The following is a 19,907-nucleotide window of genomic DNA, read 5'->3' as shown; positions in this document are numbered from 1 at the left end:
ATCGCCTCCTACTCTCCGGTGACGGCGCCCAGGGTGAGCCCGGTGACGAGCCAGCGGCGCACGGCGAGCCCGGCGAGCATCATCGGGATGACCACGATCGTGCCGATGGCGGTGAGCTGGCCCCAGTCGATGCCGGTCTGGGTGACGAGCTGGGAGGCGGCGATGGGCAGCGTCTGGGAGTTCGGCCCGGAGAAGACCACGGCGAAGGCGTAGTCGTTCCAGGCGAAGACGAGACAGAGCACGAAGGTGGTGACCAGCCCGGACTTGGTCAGCGGGAGGATGACGGTGCGGAAGGCCTGCCAGCGGGTGCAGCCGGCGACGAGCGCGGATTCCTCCAGGGACGGCGGCACCTCGGCGAAGAACGCGCTCATCAGCCAGATGGCGAACGGCAGGTTGAAGCTCAGGTAGGCCAGCACCAGGCCGGGGATCGAGTCGATCAGGCCGAGCCCGCGGAAGATGAGGAACAGCGGGACCACGATCGCCGCGATGGGTGCCATACGGGTGGAGATGATCCAGAAGGCCAGGTGTTTCTTCCCGCGCATCTGGGTCCGCGCCAGTCCATAACCGGCCAGCGCCCCCAGGCAGACGGCGAGCACCGCGGAGATCCCGGCGGCCAGCACGCTGTGCCAGATGTAGGGCCACAGGTTGTTGGCGCCGGTGAACAGGTTGCGATAGTTGTCCAGGACCGGGGTGAACAGGAACTGCGGGGTGGCCGCGGTCACGTCCGCGGAGTTCTTGAACGACGAGAGCAGCATCCACAGCAGCGGCACCAGCGTCCAGAGCATGGCCACGACGACGACGATCGCCACCACCCACCGCGTCCCCCGGCCGCTCTCCTCCAGCGGAGACTGCGGCACCCCTCGGGGAGCGGCCTGGACCGGCCGCCTGGCCGTCCGCGCGGTCCGGTCAGGGCCGGTCGTCGACGTGCTCATCGGGTCAGCCCCCTGGTGTCGAGCATGCGGACGAAGGCGCGGGCGATGAGAATCGAGAAGGCGAGCATCGTCAGGCCGATGGCGGCGGCGTACCCGAAGTCGAAGAAGCGGAAGGCGGTCTCGTACAACCGGATGGGGACGATCTTGGTCGCGTCCGCGGGGCCGCCGTTGGTGGTGACCCAGATGATGTCGAAGTAGCGGATGGCGTCCATCGAGCGGATGAGCAGGGCGACGAGCAGCACGTTGGAGATCGCCGGGAAGATGATGAACCGCAGCGTCATCCACCCCGAGGCGCCGTCGACGGCGGCGGCCTCACGCACCGACTGGGGCACGCTGGACAGGCCGGCGAGGGAGATCAGCGCGATCAGCGGGGTCCACTCCCACACGTCCATCAGCACCACGGCGGCGAAGGCGCTGGTGGGGCTGCCGAGGATGTCGCCGGTGAAGCCGAGGGAGCGCAGCACGTACGCGTAGAGGCCGAAGGTGGAGTCGGTCAGGTAGCGGCCCAGCAGGCCGACGATCGAGGGCGCGACGAACATCGGCAGCAGGATCAGCCCGAGCAGGAGGTTGCGGCCGCGCAGCACGCGGTAAAGGCACAGGGCGATGCCCAGCCCCAGGACCATCTCCAGCCCGACGGTGAGCACGAAGTAGATGATCGTGCGCAGCCAGGACATCCACATGTCGGCGTCCGTGAAGGATCGCACCCAGTTGGACAGGCCGACCAGTTCGAGTCGCACGCCGCCCAGCAGTCGGACGCGGGAGAAGCTCATCGCGACCAGGGCGAGGAAGGGCAGGATGGACAGGGCGGCCAGCAGGATCAGGCCGGGCAGCATCATCTTGCCCTCGAAGCGGATCCGCGGCTCGCTGGGGGCCTCCGGCCACGATCGGCGGAGCCCTGGCGACGACTGCGCGATCTTCGTCATCTAGGCCACCCACCCTCGCGCCACGATCTGATCGACCCGGGACGTGATCGAACGCATCGCCTCCTGCGGCGACGTCGCCCCGGTGAGCATCCGGGACAGCTGCGTGAAGACCGCGGTGTTGCACTCGTTCCACATCGGGATCTTGGGCCGCAGCCCGATCCGGTCGGGTTGCCAGGCCTCCCGTACCGCGGCGGCCGTGAGCATGTTGGGCATGGAAGAGGGCCGGTGCTCGGCCGCGCGCACCTCCGGCAGCGCGTAGACGGAGGTTCGCGTGGGGGTGCCACCGCCGGCCTTGCTCTTGAGGTTGGTGAGCTGCGTCTCGGGCGAGGTGCTCCACACGAGGAACAGCCAGGCGGCGCCGCGCTCGTGCGGCAGCGTGTTCGCGCTGATCGCTATCCCGGTGCCCCCGTACATGTTGGCCGTTCCCACCGGGCCTTTGGGCAGCGGCGCATAGTCGATCTTGCCCGGCATCGCCTTCTCGTTGCTGGCCGCGAACTCGTGCCAGTTGGGGCACATCGCCAGCCTGCCGGATCGGAGTGCGGCGCCCACGCCGTCCCAGTCCCACGTCGTCGAGGCCGGGTCGGCGATGCCGAGCAGCCGGTTGTAGAACTCCGCGCCCGCGATCGCGGCTTCGGAGCCGAGCCGGCACGGGCCCGGATCCGTCGTCCCCAGCCGCCCCACCTCCTTGCCGTTGTCGAAGTAGTCCCCGCCGTAGGACCACAGCACGTTGCTGAAGTCGTTCATCAGGGAGTCGTGCTGGCGGGCCTGGTGGCCGGTGCCGTACCGGACGTCCGAGGTGGCGTTCTCGTTGAACCACCGGGCGATCTGGAAGTACTCCTCCCAGGTCCGGTCGCCGCCCGGTGTGGGGTCGAAGCCGAGGTCGTTCGCCATCCGGTCGCGGTATTTGTCGAACAGGTCGCGCCGGTACTGCCAGATCATCGTCGGCGCGTCGTACGGCAGGGCGTAGACCGCCTGCCGATCGACGAACCGGCCGGCCGCGTCGAGCTGGGTGGGGATGAAGTCCGCCAGGCCGCCGGGCAGGTCCGGCAGGTTCGGGTCGCTCTGCGGCCCACGCAGGTCCACGAGCCCCTTCTGGTACGGCGCGAGCACCTGGTACGGGTCGGCGTAGATCACCTGGTACTGCGCCTGGCCCGAGGCCAGGTCCAGGGCGACCCGCTGGACCAGCGCGGACAACTCGAGCGTCACGATGCTGACGTTGATCCCCGTCAGCTCGGTGAACGGGCGGAGGTTCGCGGCGATGGCCGCGGTGGGGGCGGTGTTCTCCGAGATGAAGTTCAGGGTGGCGCCTTTGAACTGGCGCCACGGGTCACCGCCGGCGATGCGTGGCGCGTCACTGTGGGAGCCGCACCCCGCCAGGGCCACCGACGCCCCGGTGGCCAGGGCGCCACGGATGACCTCGCGCCTGCTCAGGTCCACTGTCCACTGCACCTCCCGACACCGTGAAAGCCCCATACCGTGGAAATGTTGACATAAACTCTTAAGTGCCATTTATGGGAAAAGCGGAGCTTTTCTTGACTTTTATCCTTGGAAAATTCCGGATAAATGTCTATATTCCGACGAGCTCTCGTACCGTCGCCTTGGCGCCCTTCGTGTGCAGGGCGGCGAGTGCGCGCAGATACGGGTCGACGAACCGGCGGTCTTCGGCGAGATCGCCGAAGAGCTCCCGATCCTCGATGAAGGCCGTGGGATGCTCGCGCTGCCTGCGCGCGGCGGCCGTCAACCGCTCCTTCAGCGGGTCCACGATCTCGATCGGCGCCCCGGACTCGTCGACCCCCTCCGCATAACGCGCCCAGGAGGCCACCACGGCGGCCGCGTACGCGACCGAACCGCCCTGCGCCAGCCGCTCGCGCACGACGGGAAGCAGCCACTTCGGGATCCGGTCGGACGACTCGGCGCACAGTCTCGCCAGCGTGTCCCTGATCCCGGGATTGGCGAACCGTTCGAGCAGCGTCCGCTTGTAGGCGTCCAGATCGATGCCGGGCACCTGGGGGAGCGTCGGCGTGGCCTCCAGGTCCATGTAGCCGGCGAGCAACTTGGCGATCGCCGGGTCGGCCACCGCCTCATGGACGTAGCGATATCCACTGAGACAACCGAAATAGCACAATGCCTGATGGTCGGCGTTCAGCAGACGCAACTTCATCAACTCGTACGGCCGCACCTCCCCGACGACCTGTACCCCGGCCTCCTCGAAAGGAGGACGCCCGGCGGCGAACCGCTCCTGGAGCACCCACTGCGTGAACGGCTCGCAGACCACCGGCCAGGCGTCCTCGACCCCGGACCGCAGCGCCACGGCCGCGCGGTCGTCGTCGGTGGTGACAGGGGTGATGCGATCGACCATGGAATCGGGGAACGCGACCGCGTCCTCGATCCAGGCGGCGAGCCCGGGATCGACCAGGCGGGCGTACGCCGTGAAGGCGCGGCGTGCGACCTCGCCGTTGCCCGGGATGTTGTCGCACGACATGACGGTGAACGGCCCCAGCCCCCGGGCACTCCGCCGCCGCAGGGCCTCGGTGACGAGCCCGAACACCGTGGCAGGCACCGCGCCGGGCCGCAGATCCGCGCGGATCGCGGCGGCCTGCGCGTCGAACTCCCCGGTGACGGGGTGGATGTTGTAGCCGCCCTCGGTGATCGTGAGCGACACGATCCGTACCGCCGGATCGGACATCTTCTCGATGACCGCCTCCGGGTCGTCGGGTGCGAAGAGGTAGGCGGCGATCGACCCGACGACGCGGGCCTCGTACGTCCCGTCGGGGTGCTTTTCTACCAGCGTGTACAGACAGTCCTGCGCGGTCAGCGCGTCCCGCATCCGCGCGTCGCCGGGCAGCACCCCCACGCCGCAGATCGCCCAGTCGTGCGCCTTGCCCTCGTTCATCAGCCGGTCGAGATACATCGCCTGGTGCGCGCGGTGGAATCCGCCCACCCCGAAATGGACGATGCCGACCGTGAGCTTCGACCGGTCATAGGCGGGGACCGCCACCCGCCCGGCGAGCTCCCCGACCGTCCGCTGCGTCAAAGCCGTCACCGTTTCCCTCCGAGGATGCTCCGGTCTTCAGGCCGGGGGAGGAATCGGACTCCTGCGGAGCGGAGCAGAGGTAGTCGGATCGCCGCCAGGGCGATCCGGCGTCCACCATCTCGCAGGTGAGGGACACCACAAAGATCGATAAGGCTCAAAACTGTCAGTCCTCCCGGATAGGTTCGGATGCATGACGGCACAAGCGGCTACGCAGGGCGCCGGGCACGCCCGGTACACCTTCCGGGTGCGTCTGTCGTCTGCGGCCCGGTGTCTGCTTGAGGCTGAGTGGGACCGGTGCCGGTGGGTCTGGAATGAGTCGGTCGCCAAGTCCATGCAGGTGCACCGGCACAACAAGGCGACCGGTGAGAAGCGCACGTGTGGTCCGGCGCAGCTGGACAAGATGCTGACCGAGGCCCGCGAGCGCACGCCGTGGCTCGCGGAAGGCTCCAGCGTTGCGCAGCAGCAGGTGATACGTGACTTCGGGAAGTCCCGGGCCAAGGCCTGCAAGGACATCAAGGACCGGTTGCCGATGCGGCAGCGGGCCGGGATGCCGCGCTGGAAGACCAGGCGTGAGGCTGCGGCGAGCCTGAACTACACCAAGCGCGGGTTTCGCCTCAAGGACGGCGCTCTGCATCTGGCGGGCGGGATCGTGGTGCGCCCGGTGTGGTCGCGGGAACTGCCCGCCGTCCCTTCCTCGGTGCGGGTGTACCGCGATGCGGTGGGGCACTGGCAGGCGTCCTTCGTCGTCGTGGTGCAGGTCGAGCCCCTGCCCGAGACCGGCCGGGCGATCGGTGTCGACTGGGGCGTCAAACAGACGGCCACGACCACCAGCGATACCCACGATCTTCCCCACGCCGGGCACGGGCGCACGGCCGCGCAACGGCTCGCCCGCTATCAGCGGATGATGGCTCGCCGCAAGCCCCCGAAAGGGCAGGCGGGATCGAAGGGTTATCGCCAGGCGAAGCGGCAGGCCGCGAAGCTGCACCGGAAGGTGGCGGCCCAGCGGCAGGACACCGGGCCGAAGTGGGCCAAGGCCGTTGTTCGCGACCACGACCGGATCGCGGTGGAAGATTTCCGGCCGAAGTTCCTGGCCAGGTCGAACATGGCACGCAAGGCCGCGGACGCGGCCATCTCGGCGACCAAGCGCGCCCTGATCGAGATGGGCCGCAAGCACGGGCGGGACGTCCGCCTCGTGCACCCCGCGCACACCACCATGGACTGCGCGCGGTGCGGAGCGAGAACCAAGCACGCACTACCTCTCTCAGAACGAACCTATGCCTGCACCGCGTGCGGCGCTGTCTCCCCCAGGGACAAGAACAGCGCCCGCGTGATGCTGGTCCGGGCAGGTTGGAACCCGGCAGGTGCCGACGGCGTAAGCCCCCCGGGAGCGCCGCTCCCAGAGGCTGCCTGAGTCTGAAATCCCCACACGCCCGAAGGTGCCGCGAAAGCGGCGTCCGGCCGCGAGGCCGGGCGGGAACCCCCGCCTTCAAGCGGGGGAGCCTTCAAAACCGCTCTCCTCTGCCCCCCTCCTCCGTCTCTACGCCCGCCACCGCCAACGCCGATAGCTCCCCTTCCTAAACTGTTGGCATAATCGCGGACCCCGCGGCCTAGGGCGAACGTCCTACGACCTGAGCCCGATGTGCTGACCTGCGGCTTCGCTATAGCGTCCCGGCATGACGACAACGGATGAGAAACCCGCCGTGACCCCTGACGGGGTGCTGGCGCCGCGCTACCGAGCGCTCAGTGTGGGCCTGGTGGCGCTGGTCATGTTGGTGGCCTTCGAGGCGATGGCGGTGGCGACGGCCATGCCGGTGGTCGCGCGCGAGCTCGGCGGCATGCATCTCTACAACCTGGCCTTCAGCGCCACCCTGGCCGCCGGCGTGATCGCCACCGTGCTCGGCGGGCGCTGGAGCGACAGGTCGGGGCCGATGACCCCCATCGCCACCGGTGTCGCGGGATTCGTGGCCGGACTGCTGATCGCCGGGTTGGCGCCCACCATGGAGATCTTCGTCGCGGGCCGCTTCGTGCAGGGGCTCGGTGGCGGGCTGATCCAGGTGGCGCTGTACGTCTTCGTGGCCAGGGTCTATCCGCCGGAGTTGCATCCCAAGGTGTTCGCCCTGTTCTCGGCCGCCTGGGTGGTGCCGTCCATGGTCGGCCCGTCGATCGCCGGGCTCGTCGTGGAGAACACCGACTGGCGCTGGATCTTCCTGGGCGTCTCGTTGATCGTCGTGCCGGCCTCGCTGCTGCTCTGGCGGGGCGGCGGCGGGCAGGCGACCGGCGGTGGCGGCGGCGCGCAGCCCGCGCCCGGCATCGGGCGCAAGCTGGTGTGGGCCACGCTGACCGCCGTCGCCGCCGCGCTGATCCAGTACGGCAGCGCGCTCCAACTGGCCGGCGTTCCGCTGCTCCTGGCCGGGGTGGTGCTGCTGGCCGTGGCGCTGCCCAGGCTGCTGCCCGCCGGCTCGCTCCGGGCCGCCCGCGGCCTGCCGACCGCCCCGGTGCTGCGCGGCCTCGCCTTCGGCGCGCTCATGGCGGCGGAGGTGCTGATCCCGCTCATGCTCATCAACGAACGTCACCTGACGCCCACCGGCGCGGGCGTCGTCCTCACCATCGGCGCGCTCGGCTGGTCCGCCGGCTCGTGGATCATGGGCCGGGGCCGGATCGGCAACCTGACCGCGCTGCGCGGCGGCGCCCTCATGATCGCCGCCGGCATCGCGCTCGTCTCGCTCGTCCTGATCGACTCCGTGCCCGTCGCCGTCGCGTACGTCGCCATGGCGATCTCCGGTCTCGGCATCGGCGCCCTGCACCCCACGGTGTCCGTCCTTCTGCTGGAGATGTCCGCGCGGGGCGAGGAGGGCCGCAACAGCGCGGCGGTCGGCGTCGGCGAATCGGTGTTCACCGTGGTCGCCGTCGCGGTCACCGGAGCTCTGTTCACCGCCACCGGCGAGACCTATCTGGTGGGCTTCGCCTTCACCGTCGGCCTCGCTCTTCTGGCCGCCTTCGTGGCCCCCCGTTTTGCCCAGCCTGGGAAGACAGGCACACTGGAGGCGTCCGAGTCATAGAGGGGGGCATATGCCGCGAGTGCGGGAGCTTGAGGTGCTCCGGGTGGTTCTGCCGTACGGGCCTCGTACGGAGAGCCTCCTGGTGAAGCTCACCGATCAAGCCGGCATGACAGGGTGGGGCGAGACCGTCAGCCCCGAGCCGAAGGCCTGGAGCAGGCTGGAGGAGTCGCTGGGGGCGCTGCTCATCGGCGTCGACTGGGAGCACCCCGACAGCGTGCCGAGCGGTGACTCGGCCGTCGACATGGCCTGCTGGGACCTGTGGACCAGGATGCGGGGTGTGCCGCTCGCCGACGCGATCGGCGGCACCCGCACGTCCCTGATGGCCACCGTCCGGCTCACCCCCGACGCGTCCATCGACAGCCTGGTGTCCAGGGTCAACCAGCAGGTCTGCGCCGGCTACGGGCACGTCACGCTCGACATCCGGCCCGGCTGGGACGTCGAGCCGGTGCGGGCCGTCCGCGCCGCCTACCCCGCGCTCACCCTCGCCGTCGACTGCGCGGGCGCCTACAGCGACAGCGGCCAGCTCGTCGCGCTGGACTCCTACGGCCTGCAGGTCATCGAGCGCCCCTTCCCGGCGACCGACATCTACGCGCACGCCGCGCTGCAGGACCAGGTGGCGGCCTCGGTGGCGGTCGAGGTCCGCACCACGGCCGGCCTGGACGACTACCTCACGCTGCGCGCGGGCCGGGTGCTCCTGCTGCGGCCCACGGCCTTCGTCTCGCTCAGCGAGGCCCGCCGCGCCCACGACCGCGCGGTGGCCGCCGGTTGGGACATCCAGTGCGCGGGCGGCCAGGGCACCGGGCTGGCCAGGGCGGCCACGGTCGCGGTCGGCAGCCTGCCGGGCTGCACCCTGCCGTGCGACGTGACCCAGCCGCCGCGCAACAACCAGATCGTCACCCCCATCGTCGGCGCCAACGCGGGCGTGATCGCGGTCCCCCTCACCCAGTCGGGCCTGGGCCACACGGTCGACGAGGCCCGTGTCCACAGACTGGCCAAGGACCACTTCAGCGCCTGACCGTACGTGTGACACGCACGTGATCATCTTCGTCTACTTTTGTCCCGATATTTCGGGACAAAGGGAGGCGCGGTGGAGTTGTCCAGGTCCAGAGTGCTGTACCTCCTGCTGACCACGCACCTGCACGTCCTTGTGCCCGACTGGGCGAAGCTGATGGCCGGCATCGCCGTGCTGCTCGGAGCCGGCGTCGGCGGGGTCTTCGTGACGATGGCCTACGACTGGCCGCGCGTCAGGCTGCTCTGGTGCCTGATGATCGGCGCGTGCCTTTACTCCTTCATCGCCGCTCGCCGCCGCCCCCACGACTGGTGGAACCTTCCGGTCCTCGCGCTCGACGAGCATCCCCGGCTCCAGAAGGTCCTCCTCGAGGCCGTGGAGCTGGCGGGGGCCAGGACCGTCCCGAAGGTGCGCCTGTGCACCGACCCGTCCATGGGGTTGCAGGTGAGGGCCAGGAGGCGATTGCTGATCGGCCTGCCTCTGGTGACCCAGCTGGACGAGGACGAGATGCGCGCCCTGATGGTGCGTAGCCTGTTGATCCCGCGGCTGTGGTCATGGCACGAGGAGCGGGTCGGCAGTCTCAACAGGTGGGACCTCGCGCGGGCGAGGGAAGGCAAGCCGCATCCGGACCGTGCCCGGCTTCGGGCGCAGCACAAGCGTCAGCGCCAGGAGCTGTGGGAGCGGACCGCCGCCCTCGTCGGCCGGGAGACGCTGGCCCGCGCGATGCGGAGGGAGATCGTGCTCGGCGATGCCTTCGCCTGGCACACGTACCGCTATGTGAGCCTTTGGGCAAACAGGTCCTTCGACTACCACACCGACGTCTACACGTCGTTCGAGTGGAAGATCAGGCACGACGGCCTGCTGGAGCGGATCTGGCCGGCCGTCGACGCCAGGATCGTGGTGGGGGACCGGCACGAGGCCGAGCTGCTCTCCGAGCTGGGCTGGGGCTCCGGCACGCCGATGCGCCCCATGATCCCCCCTGTGTTCGGCCCCCTGCCGGACCGGGTCGAGCACCGTCTGGGGCGCCTCCTCTGGTACGAGGTGAGCAAGCGGACCGGACCGTCGCTCTTCGTCAAGGGTGAGTCCGTTCGTGACAAGCCCGCAGAGCTGTGGGCGCACATCTCGGACGGGGAGCGGACCCACATCATGGCGTCCGCGACCACGCTGCTGGGGCGGCCCGCCACCGCGAATGATGTGGTTCGCCTGGCGGTCGAAGGCCGGGCGGACGAGCTCGATGTGTGGCACGCGAGCCTTTCCTGCCCGCACCCCTCGCCCGCCGTCTGCGCGCTCATGCCGCTGCTCGACGTGGCGCTGCGGCGGATCGGCTACCTGCACGAAGACCCCTTCCGGCAGCGCGTGCTCGTCGGGCGGCTGGGCGATCGGGTAGACGTGGTGGAGCTGGCGGACAAGGTCGCCCAAGGTATGACGTACGGACTGGAACTGGGGTATGGCATGAGTGAGCAGGACCCGGACGAGGACGCGAGGCGGCTGGCCGCCGAGTCGCTGGCGGCGGGCGACCCGATCGGGTGGTTCGAGCGGCTCTATGCGGAGTCGGGCGCTGGTGCGGCGATCGTGCCGTGGGATTCGGGGACGCCGCACGTCATGCTCGCCGACTGGGCCTCGAAGCGGGAGGTGCGCGGCGACGGGCGCCGGGCGCTGGTGGTGGGGTGCGGGCTGGGGGACGACGCCGCGTACGTGGCGGGGCTCGGCTTCGACACCGTGGCGTTCGACGTGAGTGAGTCGGCCGTGGCACAGGCGAAGGAGCGGTTCCCCGCCTCGGGGGTGTTCTTCCGCCACGCCGATCTGTTCGATCCGCCGCAGGAGTGGCGGGAGGCGTTCGACCTGGTGGTGGAGGTCATGACGGTGCAGGCGCTGCCCGAGGACCTGCACGCCGGGGCCATCGAGCGGGTCGCCTCGTTCGTGCGGCCGGGCGGGACGCTGGTGGTCGTCGCGTCCGCGCGGGACGAGGGCGGGCCGGTGTTCGCGCCGCCGTGGCCGCTCACGCCGTCGGAGATCGCCGCCTTCGCCACCGGCGGGCTGGTCCCGTACGAGATCGAGGACTTCCGCGACGGTGAGCGCCACCGCTGCCGGGCCACCTTCCACCGGCCCTGAGCCCTGGTAAACCCGCTGCCTGGCGGTCTGAGCTCCGGCAAAGCCGCTGTCTGGCGGCCTGAGCCCCGGAGAAGCCACCGTCCCGTGAGGGGTCAGGGGGCCAGGGCGGCGTCCAGGAGGAGGGCGCCCGCGCCGAGCAGGGCGGCGTCGCGGCCGGCCCGTGCGGGGGCGATCTCCAGGTCGCGGGTCGCCAGCGGCAGGCAGCGCTCGTAGACCGTGGCGCGGATCGAGGTGATGAGCGGTTCGGCGGCCGACAGGCTGCCGCCGATCGCCACCACGTCCGGGTTGAAGAAGTTGACCAGCGCCGTGAGCACCTCGCCGATGCGGCGGCCGGCGGCGCGCACCTGGCTGGTGGCCTCCGGGACGGCGTCGCTGACCAGGGTGACGATGTCGGCCGTGCGGGCGACGTCGATGCCCGCCTGGGCGAGCGCGCCGGCCAGGGCGGCGCCGCTGGCGTGCACCTCCAGGCAGTCGGTGTGGCCGCAGGCGCAGACCACGGCCGCGTCGGAGCGTACGCGCACGTGGCTGATGTCGCCGGCCGCGCCGCGTCCCCGGTGCAGGCGGCCGCCCACGATGACGCCGCAGCCGATGCCGGTGCCGGCCTTGAGCACCATGAGGTTGGCGCTGCCGGGCCAGGCGCGGGCCTCGCCGACGGCCATCAGGTTGGCGTCGTTCTCCACCAGGATCGGCAGGTCGTAGCGGGTGGCGAGGTGGTCGGCGACGGGGAAGTCGTTCCAGCCCGGCATCCGGGACGGGGTGACGACCTTGCTGGTGGCCGGGTCGACCGGGCCGGGGATGCCGGTGCCGAGCCCGCGCAGGGGCACGCCGGGGGGCACCCGCTCGGCGAGTAAGTCGTCGAAGGCGGTCATCAGCCAGTCGAGGGTGACCTGCGGGCCCTTGGCGATGTCGCAGGGCCGCTCCTGCACGACCAGCGGCTCGCCGCTCAGGTCGAGCAGGGCGAGCCTGGCGTGGTGGGCGCCCAGGTCGGCGACGGCCAGTACGCCGGCGGTGGGGGACAGGCGCAGCCGTCGTGGCCGCCTGCCGCCGCGCGAGGCGCCGGAGCCCTCCTCGGCGAGCAGGCCCGCCTCGATCAGTTCCTCGACGCGCAGCGAGACGCTGGAGGCGGCCAGGCCCGATAACCGGGCCAGGTCCGCGCGTGACTCGGCGTCGCCGGTGGCGACGAGCTTCAGCAGGTCGCCCTGTGCCCCCTGCACGGGCAGCCGCTGGTCCATGCCCAGAGGAATATCACGAGCCGCTTAAGTTCGACAACATCTTGACTTGCTACGAAATAAGCCACTACGGTCCGCTTTGTCTTCGATATCGAACGAAGATAGGTCGAAGGAAGTGGTTAGACATGAAGAGGATGGTCGCTGCCCTCGCCGTGGCCGTATTAGGGCTCACGGCCTGCGGCGAGACGAGCAGCCCCGCCGTACCGGGAGCGTCGAAGAGCGGTGACCTGCTGGCCGACGCGCCGGTAGCCGCGGCGGCGGACATTCTGCCCGGCTCCACGATGGAGAAGATCAAGCAGCGCGGCGAGCTCATCGTGGGCGGCTCGCTCGACGCACCCCTGCTCTCCCAGCAGAACCCCACCACGGGAGAGGTCGAGGGGTTCGACGCCGACATGGGCAAGGCGCTGGCCAAGTACATCATCGGCGAACCCAAGGTCAAGATCGTCAACTCGGCCTCGGAGACCCGTGAGGCGCTGCTCGCCAACGGCACCGTGGACGTCGTCTTCCAGACGTACACGATCACGCCGGAGCGGGCCGAGCAGGTCGCCTTCGCCGGGCCGTACTACACCTCGGGCCTGACCATCGCGGTGAAGAAGGGCACCACCGGCATCACCAAGCCGGAGGACCTGGACGGCAAGAAGGTGCTCGCGGGGGCCAACACCCCGGCCATCCCCGCGATCGAGAAGCTCGCCCCCAAGGCCGAGATCATCACCTTCGGCACCGACCCGGAGCTCATGCAGGCGCTCAAGCAGGACCGCGGCGTCGCCTACGTGCAGGACGAGACGCTGCTCATCGCCAACGCCCAGAAGGACCCGTCGATCGAGATCGTCACCAAGCCCTTCACCTCCGACCCGTACGGGATCGGGCTCAAGCACGGTGACGAGCAGTTCAAGACGTTCGTCAACGCCTGGCTGAAGAAGACCCAGGACGCCGGCCTCTGGCAGCAGATCTGGAAGAACTCCATCGGCACGGTCGTCACGGGTGACGCGCCGGCGCCGCCCCAGATCGGCTCCGTGCCGGGATCCTGATGTCCGCACTCCTCGATCACCTGCCCGAGCTCTGGCAGGGCCTGGTCGTGACGTTGCAGCTCATCGCCGCGTCCTTCGCGGGCGCGGCGGTGCTCGCCGTGCTGGTCACCGCCCTGCGGGTGAGCCCGGTACGGGTGCTGCGCGGGCTCGGCACGGCCTACGTGGAGACGTTCCAGAACCTGCCGCTGCTGGTGCTGCTCGTGCTCGCCGTCTTCGGCCTGCCCGAGATCGGCATCCAGGCCGACCTGCTGGAGACGGCCATCGTGGTCATCGCCGTCTACCAGGCCGCCTACTTCGCCGAGGCGCTGCGCTCCGGGGTGAACTCGGTGGCCAAGGGGCAGGGCGAGGCGGCCAGGGCGATCGGGCTGACGTTCTCCCAGTCGCTGCGGCACGTCATCCTGCCCCAGGCGCTGCGCACGGTCGTGCAGCCGATCGGCAACCTGTTCATCGCGCTCGCCATGAACACCTCGCTGGCCGCCGCCGTGGGCATCGTCGACCTCACCGCCGCCGCCAACCGGGTGAACCTGGTCGAGGCCCAGCCCATCCCGATCTTCGTCGGCGCGGGCCTGGCCTACGCGCTGATCGCCGCCTGCGCCGGCTTCGTCACCGGGCGGCTCGAACGCAAGCTGGTGATCCTCCGATGAGCAGCACCGCCCTGTTCGACGAGCCCGGCCCCCGGGCCCGGCGGCGCATCCGCGTCGCGACCGTCCTCGGCACGCTCGCCGCCGTCGCGCTCGCCGCCCTGGCCGTCCGGCAGTTCGCCGCGGGCGGCCAGCTCGGCTACGAGCGCTGGCAGCCGTACGCCACCTGGCCGATGTGGCGCTACCTGCTGGGCGGGCTGTGGTCCACGGCGCTGGCCGCCGTCGTCTCCGCCGCGCTGGCCATGGCCTTCGGGCTGGTGCTCGCCCTCGGCCGGCTGTCGGAGCGGCGCTGGGTGCGCCTGCCCGCCGCCGGCTACGTCGAGGTGGTCAGGACCATCCCGGCCCTGCTGCTCGTGTACGTGGTGCTGTTCGCGTTACCTCGGTACGGGCTGGACCTGCCGCTGTTCTGGAAACTGGTGGTGCCCCTGGCGGTGTCGAACGCGGCGGCGTTCGCGGAGATCTTCCGGGCCGGCATCCTGTCCATCGAGCGCGGCCAGGGCGAGGCCGGGCTGGCCGTCGGCCTCACCCGAGGTCAGACGATGCGCCTGATCGTGGCGCCGCAGGCGGCCCGCCGGGTGCTGCCGTCGATCGTCAGCCAGTCGGTCGGCCTGCTCAAGGACACCTCGCTCGGCTTCGTCGTCAGCTACGCCGAGCTGCTCTACAGCGGCAAGGTGCTGGCCTCGTTCAACGGGCTGCTCATCCAGACGTACCTGATCGTCGCGTTGATCTATCTCGTGGTCAACCTGTCACTGTCCAAGCTGGCCCGCACGCTGGAAGCGCGCCAGCGTCTCGCCGTACCGAAGAGGAGACTCGCCCGTGCCTGAACTCGCCGCCCTCGCCGAGGTCGTGCGCTCCGGCTTCACCGAGAGCGTCCACTACGGCAGCGCCGTCGGGCTGGACCCGTCCGGGCGCGCCGAGGTGGCGCTCGGCCAGGTGGACGCGCCGGTGCTGCCCCGCTCGTCGGCCAAGCCGTTCCAGGCGCTCGCCTGTCTCACCACCGGCGCGGCCCTGGACGGGCCGCGGCTGGCCATCGCCGCGGGCAGCCACACCGGCGAGGACTTCCACGTCCGGCTGACCGGCGAGCTGCTGGCCGACTACGGGCTCGGCTTCGACGCGCTGGCCTGCCCGGCGTCGTGGCCGGAGGACGAGGCCACCCGCGACCAGCTGATCAGGCGCGGCGAGGGGCCGACCCGCGAGCGGATGAACTGCTCCGGCAAGCACGCCGCCATGCTGGCGGCCAGTGTCGCCAACGACTGGGACACCGCCTCCTACCTCGCGCCCGGCCACCAGCTGCAGCTGGCGGTGCGCGCGGCGACCGAGGAGCTGTCGGGGGAGAAGACCGCGCACGTCGCGGTGGACGGCTGCGGCGCGCCGCTGTTCGGGCTGTCGCTGACCGGGCTCGCGCGGGCCGTGCAGGGGCTGGTGCTCGCCGCCCCGGGCAGCGCGCCGCGTCAGGTCGCGGACGCGATGCGCGCGCACCCGGAGTACGTGGGCGGCACCGGCCACCAGAACACCGAGCTGATGCGGGCCCTGCCGGGCGCCGTGGCGAAGGGCGGCGCCGAGGGCGTGCTGGTGGTGGCGCTCGACTCCGGGCACTCCGTCGCCGTCAAGGTCATCGACGGCAGCCCTCGCGCCACCACCGTCATCGCCCTCGACGTGCTGCGCCGGATGGGCTGCGACGTGTCGCCGGCCGCCGCGTTCGAGAGCGTGGCGGTGCTCGGCGGCGGCGTGCCGGTCGGGCGGATCGTCACAGCCGGCCGCACCCGTCCGTGAGGCCCTGAGTGGGCGCGTCTGCCTTCTTGGTGGCCTTGGGGCTCTTGGTGGGGATGCCCGTGGGAGTGCCCGTGGGAGTCTTCGCGGTCACGGGCTGAGCCCCGGTGGACTCGCGGATGGCCTTCTGCGTGAGCTTGCGGATCTTGTCCCAGTCGGGATCGTAGGTCTGGATCAGCGGGGGGACGAGCTGGATGCTCGTCACCTTCGCGTCCTTCACCTTCAGCGCCAGCGGCACGAGATTGCTCAGCATGGCGCGCGGGATGTCGGTCTGGATCAGCTCCTTGGTCGCCGCCGCGACATGCGTGAACCGGGACAGCACCGTGGCCGGGTCCGCCTGGTCGAGCAGCGCGCCGATCACGCAGCGCTGGCGGTGCATCCTGATGTAGTCGCTGCTGTTGGTGCGTGAGCGGGCGTACCACATGGCGTCCGCGCCCTTCAGCCTGCGCGTGCCCGCCTTGACCAGGCCCTCGTTGTACTTCCCGAACACCACGTCCTGCTCCACGGTGAGCGTGACGCCGCCGATCGCGTCGATCAGCCTGGCGAAGCCCCACATGTTGACCAGGGCGTACCAGTCCATGTCGAGCCCCAGCGTGTAGCCGATGGTGTCCATCAGCACCTCGGGGCCCTGCTTGCGCTTGCCGCCGAAGATCTCCGGGTGCGCGTCGGCGTACTCCCAGACGCTGTTGAGCAGGTCACTGCGCCCGCCGCCGGGATCCACAGGCAGCCGGAAACCGTCGGGGAAACGCTCGGCCATCGGCGTGCCCGGCCTGAACCGCACCTCCTCCAGGTTGCGCGGCAGGCTGATCAGCGCCGTGTTGCCGGTCCGCACGTCGATACTGGCCACATTCATGCTGTCGGTACGGACCCCCGGCCGGTTGTCGTCGGCGTCGCCGCCCAGCAGCAGGATGTTGACCCGGGCGCGGCCCGCCCACGGATCCCGCCGCCGCTCGGTCAGCTTCTCGCCCTGCGCCTGCGGATCCGGCTGCGCGTCATGGAAGATGCTGTTGGCCGCCTGCTTCAGCGTCCAGACCGTGTGCGTGGCCACCGCGAACGGCGCCAGCACCGCGACGGAGAGCAGCCCGGCGAGGGTGCCGGTGACGATCTGCTCCGCCTGGCGCAGCCCGCCCGGCCGCAGCACCACGAAGGAGTGCACCATCAGCGCGAACCAGGCGACGCCCAGCAGGGCCGAGCCGAAGGTGATCGCCGACAGCCACGTGTCGTCGACCAGCGAGCCGAGCAGGCTGGTGATGTCGCCGGCCGACAGCACCACCGCGAGCAGGCCGAGCAGCCCGACGGCGTAGCAGCTGAGCAGCACCAGCCCGGTCCTGCGCCACCCGGCGCGCAGGTGCGCCGCCCCCGGCGCCAGGGCCGACAGCACCAGCCAGCCGAGGAGCCTCACGGCGTCCACGCGTTGCCTCCCCTGGACCACCCTGTTGACCACGTCATCCCCGTTTCCCCGGCTCGGTAGGCCGAATCGAGGGGGCAGCCTACGGTCAAGATACGAAATCTACGTTGATAAGAGGTGGAGCTTCTGTGGCCGAACAAGGTCATGATCACGTACGACGCGGCGGACCAGATCGCCACCCTCACATTGAAGCGGCCGGAACGGCTCAACGCGCTGACCTTTACAATGCGCGGAGAGTCGCCAGAAGCCGCCGCCCTGGCATGCCGTCCCGGCCCGATGCTCCCTATGGTGTCTAACATGTACGAAACCACCGTTCTGAGGATGCCGCCCGACTTCGAAGGCGAGGTCGTCGCGACGCTGCTGTCCAGGCGCGCCGGATCCCGCAGAGCGGTGCTCTACCTGCACGGTTTCACCGACTACTTCTTCCAGGACCACCTGGCCGACCACTACCTGAACCACGGGGTCGACTTCTACGCCCTCGACCTGCGTAAGTACGGCCGGTCACTGCGCCCGCACCAGACCAGGGGGCTGGTCCGCAGTGTCACCGAGTACTTCCCGGAAATCGACCAGGCAGTCCAGATCATCCGGCAGGACCACGACGAGCTGACGCTCAACGCGCACTCCACCGGCGGCCTCATCGCACCCCTGTGGGCCGACCGCGTCCGCGGCCGCGGCCTGGTCCAGGGCATGGTGCTCAACAGCCCGTTCCTCGACCTGAACGTCCCCCTCCCGCTCCGGCTGGCTGCCGACCTGCTCCAGACCCCCCTCTCCTACACCCGCAGGCCGCTGCCGCTCGGCATCAGCACCGTGTACGGCGAGAGCCTGCACCGCGACCACCACGGCGAATGGGACTACGACCTGGAGCTCAAGCCGCTCGGCGGCTTCGCCGTGCACGCCATGTGGCTGGCCGCCATCCGCAGGGCACAGCGGCGACTGCACGCCGGGCTGTCCGTGGACGTGCCCGTACTCGTCCTGTCCTCGGCCACTGGGCTACGGGTGCGCGACTTCGTGCCGGAGGTGCGCTCGGCCGACATCGTGCTCGACCCCCGCCAGATCGCCCGCTGGTCTGCCTCGATCGGCCCGCACGTCACCAGCGTGCGCGTCGCGGGCGGCGTGCACGACCTGGTGCTGTCGGCGGAGCCGGTGCGCAACCAGGTGTTCGCCGAGATCGACAGGTGGATGACCGCGCACGTTCACCAGGGAAACGCTCACCAGGGAAACGCTCACCAGGGGAACGAGAACAGCCCGTAGTAGGCCGCCGCCACCAGCAGCAGCCCGGTGCCGCCGAGCACGCCGGCGATCGCCACATGCTGCCAGCGGGTCGGCCGCATGCCCTCGCGCAGCCCCGACACCACCGCCGCCACGGCGGTGACCTCCTGGACGAGCATCAGCACGGCCAGCACCCGCACGACCAGCCAGCCCGCCAGCACCGCCGGCCAGGCCCCCGCCTGGTTGATCGAGAACAGCACCAGCAGCGTGATGAACGCCACCACCGACAGCAGCAGCCCGACACCGGTCCACACCATCTTGTGCAGCCTGCGCCTGATCAGCGGCCACAGCCGGGCGTTCACCTCCGGCGCGTTGTGGCGGCCGCGTAAGCGCACCACCATCGCGGCCACCGGACCCGCCACATAACCCACCGCCGCCAGGCAGATCGTCAGCCCCAGCATCGTGCCGCCCGCGTACCACGGCGCGGCCGGCACGTCACTGGCCTCGAACCGTTGCACCGGAGTCGCCCCCGCCAGGTGCACCGGAGGCTCCGCCGTCCCCGGCAGGCCCTCGATCCAGTTGGCCAGCGTCTCCAGATAGCCGGCGGTGAACTCGCCGCCGTGGATCCGCATCGCGTGGTCGCCCTTGGCCATGTAGCGGATGGTGTAGTGGTCGTTGCCCGCCTCCTTCATCCCCCTCAGCAGCGCGTGGGTGGACTCCACGAACGGGATGGACGGGTCGGTCGCGCCGTAGAACGCCAGGACCGGCTGCTTGACCCGGCTCAGGGCCGGTTGCGCGTCGTACCGGAGAAAATCGAAGCCGACCCCGCCCATCGCCCTGATCAGCAGATCGCGCACGCCGATGGGGGCGCGCAGCCGCAGCAGTTGCTCGTTCAGCGCCCAGGCCACCTGCCTGAGCGGGGAGACGTTCGGCGAGGACACCAGCACCATGTAGCCCACGCTCGGGCTCTTGGCGGCGGCGATCGGCACCACCCAGCCGCCCTCGCTCACGCCCCAGATCCCCACCCGCAGCGGATCCACGTCGGCACGGGAGCGCAGATACTCCACCATCCGCAACGCGTCGTCGGCGAGCAGCCCGAAGTCCCTGTCCCGGAAGTTGTAGCCGTTCGTCCGCTTGTCGAACGCGACCGTCACCACGCCCGCCCTGGCCAGGAACTCCGCCTGCGGCGTGAACTCGGTCCGCGAGCCGTTGCCGGACCCCGACACGAACACCATCGCCGGATAGCGTCCGGCCGCCGCCGGGAAGCGCACCGTGCCCTCCAGTCGCTGCCCCTCGGCGGGAATCGAGATCGGCGCCTCACGGATGGGCGCCACGTCCAGCACCGGCCGCACCTCGGTGGCAGGCTGCGGCGGCAGTGACTGCAGTGCTAATTCGGCCTTGAGCGGCGGAGGATCGAACGTGGGCGGCAGCACATAGCCCACGGACGCGAGGGCCACCAGCAACAGACCGGCGGCCACGCTCAAAGTGCCACGGCCCGTCCGCATCGGCCTCCCCATGTGCGTTGGTTTGCCCGCCGATCTTTCAGCCTACTC

At 70.4% G+C, this 19,907-nt stretch carries 16 protein-coding genes; 9 read left to right on the top strand and 7 right to left on the bottom strand.

Annotated features, from left to right (window positions below; genetic code table 11):
* Positions 1 to 8 precede the first annotated feature (8 nt).
* The 4 genes from IEY87_RS39995 to IEY87_RS39980 all read right to left on the bottom strand — a co-directional run bounded on the left by IEY87_RS39995 (position 9) and on the right by IEY87_RS39980 (position 4,898).
* On the bottom strand, positions 9 to 932 hold the full coding sequence (locus IEY87_RS39995; RefSeq protein WP_225277630.1) for a carbohydrate ABC transporter permease: 924 nt from the start codon (positions 930 to 932) through the stop codon (positions 9 to 11).
* Positions 929 to 1,855: a carbohydrate ABC transporter permease gene (locus IEY87_RS39990; protein WP_189144078.1), complete on the bottom strand. Its 927-nt coding sequence runs from the start codon at positions 1,853 to 1,855 to the stop codon at positions 929 to 931. Before IEY87_RS39990 ends, IEY87_RS39995 begins: the two co-directional genes overlap by 4 nt.
* Positions 1,856 to 3,304, bottom strand: a complete 1,449-nt coding sequence (locus IEY87_RS39985; protein WP_225277629.1) for an extracellular solute-binding protein — start codon at positions 3,302 to 3,304, stop codon at positions 1,856 to 1,858.
* 118 nt (positions 3,305 to 3,422) lie between these two features.
* Positions 3,423 to 4,898, bottom strand: coding sequence for a mannitol dehydrogenase family protein (locus IEY87_RS39980; protein WP_189144076.1), 1,476 nt, complete (start codon positions 4,896 to 4,898; stop codon positions 3,423 to 3,425).
* Positions 4,899 to 5,079: 181 nt separating this feature from the next.
* Here IEY87_RS39980 and IEY87_RS39975 point away from each other — a divergent pair, with 181 nt between their 5' ends.
* The 4 genes from IEY87_RS39975 (at position 5,080) to IEY87_RS39960 (ending at position 11,069) form a co-directional block, all read left to right on the top strand.
* Positions 5,080 to 6,300, top strand: a complete 1,221-nt coding sequence (locus tag IEY87_RS39975; RefSeq protein WP_189144075.1) for an RNA-guided endonuclease InsQ/TnpB family protein — start codon at positions 5,080 to 5,082, stop codon at positions 6,298 to 6,300.
* 262 nt (positions 6,301 to 6,562) lie between these two features.
* Positions 6,563 to 7,948, top strand: a complete 1,386-nt coding sequence (locus IEY87_RS39970; RefSeq protein WP_225277628.1) for an MFS transporter — start codon at positions 6,563 to 6,565, stop codon at positions 7,946 to 7,948.
* Between the two features lie 10 nt (positions 7,949 to 7,958).
* Positions 7,959 to 8,963, top strand: a complete 1,005-nt coding sequence (locus tag IEY87_RS39965) for an enolase C-terminal domain-like protein (protein WP_189144074.1) — start codon at positions 7,959 to 7,961, stop codon at positions 8,961 to 8,963.
* A gap of 72 nt (positions 8,964 to 9,035) precedes the next feature.
* Positions 9,036 to 11,069 (top strand): methyltransferase domain-containing protein, encoded by a 2,034-nt coding sequence (locus IEY87_RS39960; protein WP_189144127.1) that lies wholly within the window; start codon positions 9,036 to 9,038, stop codon positions 11,067 to 11,069.
* A 92-nt stretch (positions 11,070 to 11,161) separates the two neighbouring features.
* Here the strand turns inward: IEY87_RS39960 and IEY87_RS39955 are convergent, their stop codons facing one another.
* Positions 11,162 to 12,301 carry an ROK family transcriptional regulator gene (locus tag IEY87_RS39955; RefSeq protein ID WP_225277627.1) on the bottom strand — a complete coding sequence of 380 codons (1,140 nt, stop codon included), beginning with the start codon at positions 12,299 to 12,301 and terminating at the stop codon, positions 11,162 to 11,164.
* A 122-nt stretch (positions 12,302 to 12,423) separates the two neighbouring features.
* On the opposite strand from IEY87_RS39955, the gene IEY87_RS39950 reads away from it, so the two are divergent.
* Genes IEY87_RS39950 through IEY87_RS39935 form a run of 4 tightly spaced genes read left to right on the top strand, consistent with a single transcriptional unit; the run spans position 12,424 to position 15,740 of the window.
* Complete coding sequence (locus tag IEY87_RS39950; RefSeq protein ID WP_189144073.1) at positions 12,424 to 13,326, top strand: glutamate ABC transporter substrate-binding protein; 903 nt, start codon at positions 12,424 to 12,426, stop codon at positions 13,324 to 13,326.
* Positions 13,326 to 13,970 carry an amino acid ABC transporter permease gene (locus IEY87_RS39945; RefSeq protein WP_189144072.1) on the top strand — a complete coding sequence of 215 codons (645 nt, stop codon included), beginning with the start codon at positions 13,326 to 13,328 and terminating at the stop codon, positions 13,968 to 13,970. Before IEY87_RS39950 ends, IEY87_RS39945 begins: the two co-directional genes overlap by 1 nt.
* Positions 13,967 to 14,791 (top strand): amino acid ABC transporter permease, encoded by an 825-nt coding sequence (locus tag IEY87_RS39940; protein ID WP_189144071.1) that lies wholly within the window; start codon positions 13,967 to 13,969, stop codon positions 14,789 to 14,791. The genes IEY87_RS39945 and IEY87_RS39940 overlap by 4 nt, the downstream gene beginning before the upstream one ends.
* Positions 14,784 to 15,740 carry an asparaginase gene (locus IEY87_RS39935; RefSeq protein WP_189144070.1) on the top strand — a complete coding sequence of 319 codons (957 nt, stop codon included), beginning with the start codon at positions 14,784 to 14,786 and terminating at the stop codon, positions 15,738 to 15,740. The genes IEY87_RS39940 and IEY87_RS39935 overlap by 8 nt, the downstream gene beginning before the upstream one ends.
* On the opposite strand, the gene IEY87_RS39930 is transcribed toward IEY87_RS39935, so the two are convergent.
* A complete protein-coding gene (locus tag IEY87_RS39930; RefSeq protein ID WP_189144069.1) occupies positions 15,715 to 17,148 on the bottom strand; it encodes an LCP family protein in 1,434 nt (477 codons plus the stop codon). The two genes, IEY87_RS39935 and IEY87_RS39930, sit on opposite strands and share 26 nt — an antisense overlap.
* A gap of 294 nt (positions 17,149 to 17,442) precedes the next feature.
* Between IEY87_RS39930 and IEY87_RS39925 the strand changes: the two genes are divergently transcribed.
* Complete coding sequence (locus IEY87_RS39925; protein WP_225277626.1) at positions 17,443 to 18,396, top strand: alpha/beta hydrolase; 954 nt, start codon at positions 17,443 to 17,445, stop codon at positions 18,394 to 18,396.
* On the opposite strand, the gene IEY87_RS39920 is transcribed toward IEY87_RS39925, so the two are convergent.
* Positions 18,369 to 19,859 (bottom strand): alpha/beta hydrolase family protein, encoded by a 1,491-nt coding sequence (locus IEY87_RS39920; protein WP_189144068.1) that lies wholly within the window; start codon positions 19,857 to 19,859, stop codon positions 18,369 to 18,371. The genes IEY87_RS39925 and IEY87_RS39920 overlap by 28 nt on opposite strands.
* Positions 19,860 to 19,907: the final 48 nt, after the last annotated feature.

The sequence above is a fragment of the Nonomuraea glycinis genome, from assembly GCF_014646515.1.
Taxonomy (GTDB): domain Bacteria; phylum Actinomycetota; class Actinomycetes; order Streptosporangiales; family Streptosporangiaceae; genus Nonomuraea; species Nonomuraea glycinis.
Note: the sequence above shows the minus strand (reverse complement) of the source record. Positions and strands in the feature narration are given on the sequence as shown.